The sequence below is a fragment of the Sphingobacterium phlebotomi genome (genome assembly GCF_008180195.1).
Taxonomy (GTDB): domain Bacteria; phylum Bacteroidota; class Bacteroidia; order Sphingobacteriales; family Sphingobacteriaceae; genus Sphingobacterium; species Sphingobacterium phlebotomi.
Genome location: NZ_VTAV01000035.1, coordinates 1 through 4,183, shown reverse-complemented (window position 1 = coordinate 4,183; position 4,183 = coordinate 1). Strand labels below are relative to the sequence as shown.

Genomic DNA, 4,183 nt, shown 5'->3' with positions numbered 1-4,183 from the left:
CAGGACCATCTGCAGAACGTGACAACCTGGTATGTGGACGGCAATGTGTACCAAGGCAGCCAGCTGATCGAGCAGCCTATACCATCGGGTATCTACTACCGTCAGGCGAATGTCTACCACTACCAATTGACGGACCACGTAGGTTCGGTGCGGGCTATCATCAACCGGAACAAGCTGTCCAGCGGAAATGCGGACATTATATATTATGCCGACTATTATCCTTTTGGCTCCATCATCCAATCGGCCGGTATCCCGTCTCGCTATGGCTATCAGGGCGAATATTCGGAAAAAGATGGTGAAACTGGCTGGAATAATTTTTATCTTCGTAACTACGATCCTGCGATAGGACGTTGGTTGAGTACGGACCCTTATGGGCAATACTGGTCTCCCTATGTGGGGATGGGTAATAACCCGGTGATGAGGTTTGACCCGGATGGGGGTCAGGATGGCGGAGGATTATGGGGTTGGTTGAAAGGGGTGTTCGGGAATGGCTATCCCGCAGGGCATGAAAAGAACCCTATTGCGATTGATGAAGTAGTTGTTACGGCTTATAAAATGCCGAGCTGGCAGGACGTTGGACAAAACCGGACAACGATTAGTGCGTCATCACCGTTTCTTAATCTTACCAGCCAGAGCCATAGGCAGTCGATGTATAATTATCAACAAATATTAGCGAATGCTAATTATAATGATATATCTAATCCTGCTACCGCACTGGCAATTGGGCAAAATGTTGCTAACTTTGCCGGTGGTGAGGTTGTTTTAGCAAGGTCGTTATCTTTTTTAAAGGCCGCTAAGGGAGGGATACAAGCCGAAAGCAAAGTTTTTCTTGTTACTAACGAAGGTGTTGTACTGCCTAAAGGAGCAAAAATACCAGATGAATTTGTTGTAAATCCTTTCCGAAGTTCAAATTACGGAATAATTGAAAATGGAAAGTTTATTGAAAAACTAAGAATTGATCCTCCTACTCCAATTAACATGAAGGGGCCAAATGTAAGCCACTTTCATTTAGATGGAGGAAAAGAGCATATTTTTGATATTTCAAGATGGCCATGGTGGTAATATTTAAAAAATAAATTATGGGATTTGATGAATTATATTGGCATGATTCAGTTATTAAGAAAATTGAAATTGATAGAAATAATCCGGGTAAAACCGATACGATTCTATTTGAAATTGACTGGTATGATATCGGAATAAAGAAAATTTTATTTGAAGACGTTTATTGGCTCAGAATGGACATGAATTTCGGTGTTGTAGCAGAAGAATCTATTTATGAAGCATACATCGCACCAAATGACGATATAGATATAATGAGGTTTAATGAAAAGTGGCATGGAATATTGAAAGATACATTGCTGTGCTTTATAATAAAAACAGCGTCAACTGGAAGTGAAATAAAAATTATTGCGAAAAGTTGTAGAGTGGATAAGTAAAATTGCCACTAAGGAGGGATACAAGCCGAAAGCAAAGTTTGGAGCTGAAAATATTCTACTGCAAGCAATGGGATAACTTTCAAAGCGGTTTACCCGTATGGCAATCATCGAGAATGTTTGAGTCCGCAGTGTACAATGGTGATTACCTTGGCGCAATGGGTTATTTCGGAACCGCTTTGGCCGAAGGTGCGACTCTTGGGTATGGAACTGTGTGGGGTAAGCCAGCACAGTTTTCTTTAACAACAACCAGTATTCCGATTGTTGATGATGTTGTTCAGGGGGGAAGACAATTCTTGGTGAAGGGATGAAGCGAGTAGCTACTGCAGCGGCAGAAAACCCAGGTTCAGTGATTTTGAATACCATGCCAGAGTTTATTGGAACTGCTGATCAAGGAACAAGTCAGATGATGATTTATAACCGACAATGGATTTTACAGCAGATGAGAAGTGGTGTGGGCCAATTTTGGATATTGGGCTCGATGCGACGAGAAAAACGCCAAGCATTTTCTATCAGATGGAGCAGAATATGATTAAAAACTATTTAAAGCTTCATCCAGATGCATTTCAAATAATAAAACCATAAGAATAATGATTGACGGAACAAAATACATAGAAATAGTAAAGCTGTTTTTCTCTTTTCTGATAACTGAATTTGGATTTATACTATCAAAAGAAACAGAGAACGGGAACGCTTTTTATGATGTAGAATATCGTGATACTGAGAGAGCTGTTTCCATATCTTATGAAAACATAGAAGACTACCTGCAAGTAATAGTCTTTGAGTTAAAAAATGGAAAACTTCCAGATTATGATGACAAGACACATACATTGCATTTGAATGACCTAAATAAAAGGATACTTTCTGGAATTGAAAGAAATGAAATCGAAAGAAATAATGAAGATTTTAATAAGTTTGACGTGAATGGAGAGTTAGAACGGAAATTATTAAAGTCTGCTAAGGAATTGAGATTGGCTTTAAAGCATTGGAATAAAGTTTAGGTTGCGTATGTTACAAGTAATGCCGCTAAGACGGGAGTTAACACTGTAGAGCAGGTTGCAGTACATGGAAACTCTTTGAAAAGCCTTAAGCCTACGTGGGGTTATAAGTTGTATTCACAGGACGGAACATTTTTAAAGAATGGGATTACTTCCAAGTTAGTACCGGAGAGCAGGTACACGAAAAAATTTATGTTAGATAAGTATATGGAAAAGTTCCCTTTCCCTAATAGGAAATCTGCTTGGGATTGGGAGTTTGGACAAAATCAAATCTTACGAGGACCATTAAATAAAAACATGCATTAATTAAAATGAGTGATACTGAAAATATATTTGGTTGTTTTGTTTCGGCTACACAGCCGTATCCAGATGCCAATCAAGAGACGAAGGATTTAGCATTAGAACAAGGACGGTTATTTAGGTCCTATATCTGGGGCGATAAAGGAATATGCGATACATTGAAGAAACTGAAGCATGAAGATTATGGTAAGGACTTGAAGCTAGCTTTGTTGCAATTTTATGTAAACCCACTTTCGATAGAGATACAAAACCTAAAAGAGATAGAACCCTACAGAGCAAAAGAAAAGGCAATCGGTATACCGATAATCGTAGACAATGAGAATTTCTTTAGTAAATCAGAGGAAGAGCGTTACAGATTTTTAAAGCAATCCATTTTACAGAAGTTGGATTTACTATCAGAAGTAGTGAAGAAGAAAAATTTGGATACTAAAATGGATTTGCTGAAAGTAGATTTACAGAAAGTTTTAAGTTAATTTCCAGCAACCACCTGCATTCAGTCTGGCCAATCTAAACTTTTATGGTAATGAGGTAAGAAATGTATCTTTTAACTATGGTATAGATTTCAATAACGTCACAACACCTGAGAGTAGAAATAGATCGATATCCACGACGTTGGCCGGTGCCGGAAGTGCATTGGGTATTGGGGTTCTTGCTGGAAAGCTAACAGGGGACTTTAACTGGTTTCAAGGGGGAAAAACATTTGAACAGTATAAAAGAGAGTATTGGTCAAATAGGACGAAACCGAAATTAGATCCAATGATTAATTGGGAGACTGGACAAACTTGGGAACAGTTTACTGAACTACATCATCGGTTTGTGCCCCAACGGTGGAAATGGGAGTTAAATGAAAGACACGGAACTTCAATTTTTAAAGCAAAGCCATAGTATATGCAGGAATTATTTGTAAAGAAATATTGGGATGAAGAAGATGTTCTATTTTACATACGTTTTCAAGATTGTAAGGCAGTGAAGCAAATAGAGAAGACTCCTAAAGGTAGGGTTTTATTAACACCTGAGAATCCTCATCAAGGAGAGTCAATATTATATGATCAATCTCTCGATGAACTAGAATTAAATGAAACAGACTTTATCACAGAAGTAGAATTTGATAAAGTTTGGAATGGGCAATAATGAAAATTTCCTGAGAAAAATCGGGACATTTCCATTTTAATTTCTCTAATTTTCCAAAACAAGTAAATCAATAGCGGGATAATCTTTCGCAACTTTACCAATTACGGTTTTTACATTATTCCAGTTTAAGCCACGTAGACCAGGTTTCATAGAATCCTATGATGCGCATGGCAATATCAAAACGCTGCGCCGTACAGGCAGTACAGGGAATACCCTGGCCAACTATCAGTACAGCTATACGCCGAACACCAACCGGTTGGCATCCGTATCGAACTATGCCTCCTACACCTACGATGACCTCGGGCAGCTGAGCAGTGAAAT

At 38.7% G+C, this 4,183-nt stretch carries 8 protein-coding genes; 7 read left to right on the top strand and 1 reads right to left on the bottom strand.

Annotated elements, in window-relative coordinates; genetic code table 11:
• The 7 genes from FXV77_RS21780 to FXV77_RS21750 all read left to right on the top strand — a co-directional run.
• Positions 1-1,062, top strand: a 1,062-nt coding sequence (locus tag FXV77_RS21780) for an RHS repeat domain-containing protein (protein WP_148921357.1), incomplete at its 5' end; no start/stop codon positions are given.
• A 17-nt stretch (positions 1,063-1,079) separates the two neighbouring features.
• Positions 1,080-1,436 (top strand): hypothetical protein, encoded by a 357-nt coding sequence (locus tag FXV77_RS21775; RefSeq protein ID WP_148921356.1) that lies wholly within the window; start codon positions 1,080-1,082, stop codon positions 1,434-1,436.
• 38 nt (positions 1,437-1,474) lie between these two features.
• Positions 1,475-1,744, top strand: coding sequence for a hypothetical protein (locus tag FXV77_RS21770; protein ID WP_148921355.1), 270 nt, complete (start codon positions 1,475-1,477; stop codon positions 1,742-1,744).
• On the top strand, positions 1,741-1,965 hold the full coding sequence (locus FXV77_RS21765) for a hypothetical protein (RefSeq protein WP_148921354.1): 225 nt from the start codon (positions 1,741-1,743) through the stop codon (positions 1,963-1,965). The genes FXV77_RS21770 and FXV77_RS21765 overlap by 4 nt, the downstream gene beginning before the upstream one ends.
• A gap of 58 nt (positions 1,966-2,023) precedes the next feature.
• Positions 2,024-2,434, top strand: coding sequence for a hypothetical protein (locus FXV77_RS21760; protein WP_148921353.1), 411 nt, complete (start codon positions 2,024-2,026; stop codon positions 2,432-2,434).
• Between the two features lie 308 nt (positions 2,435-2,742).
• Positions 2,743-3,204: a hypothetical protein gene (locus FXV77_RS21755; RefSeq protein WP_148921352.1), complete on the top strand. Its 462-nt coding sequence runs from the start codon at positions 2,743-2,745 to the stop codon at positions 3,202-3,204.
• A gap of 415 nt (positions 3,205-3,619) precedes the next feature.
• Positions 3,620-3,862, top strand: coding sequence for a hypothetical protein (locus tag FXV77_RS21750; RefSeq protein ID WP_148921351.1), 243 nt, complete (start codon positions 3,620-3,622; stop codon positions 3,860-3,862).
• Positions 3,863-3,977: 115 nt separating this feature from the next.
• Here FXV77_RS21750 and FXV77_RS22250 read toward each other — a convergent pair.
• On the bottom strand, positions 3,978-4,183 hold a 206-nt coding region (locus tag FXV77_RS22250; protein WP_187444216.1), incomplete at its 5' end, for a hypothetical protein.

Coding starts and splice junctions, on each gene's coding strand:
- FXV77_RS21760 (WP_148921353.1), top strand. CDS start 2,024: ATGATTGACGGAACAAAATACATAGAAATAGTAAAGCTGTTTTTCTCT.
- FXV77_RS21750 (WP_148921351.1), top strand. CDS start 3,620: ATGCAGGAATTATTTGTAAAGAAATATTGGGATGAAGAAGATGTTCTA.
- FXV77_RS21775 (WP_148921356.1), top strand. CDS start 1,080: ATGGGATTTGATGAATTATATTGGCATGATTCAGTTATTAAGAAAATT.
- FXV77_RS21765 (WP_148921354.1), top strand. CDS start 1,741: ATGAAGCGAGTAGCTACTGCAGCGGCAGAAAACCCAGGTTCAGTGATT.
- FXV77_RS21755 (WP_148921352.1), top strand. CDS start 2,743: ATGAGTGATACTGAAAATATATTTGGTTGTTTTGTTTCGGCTACACAG.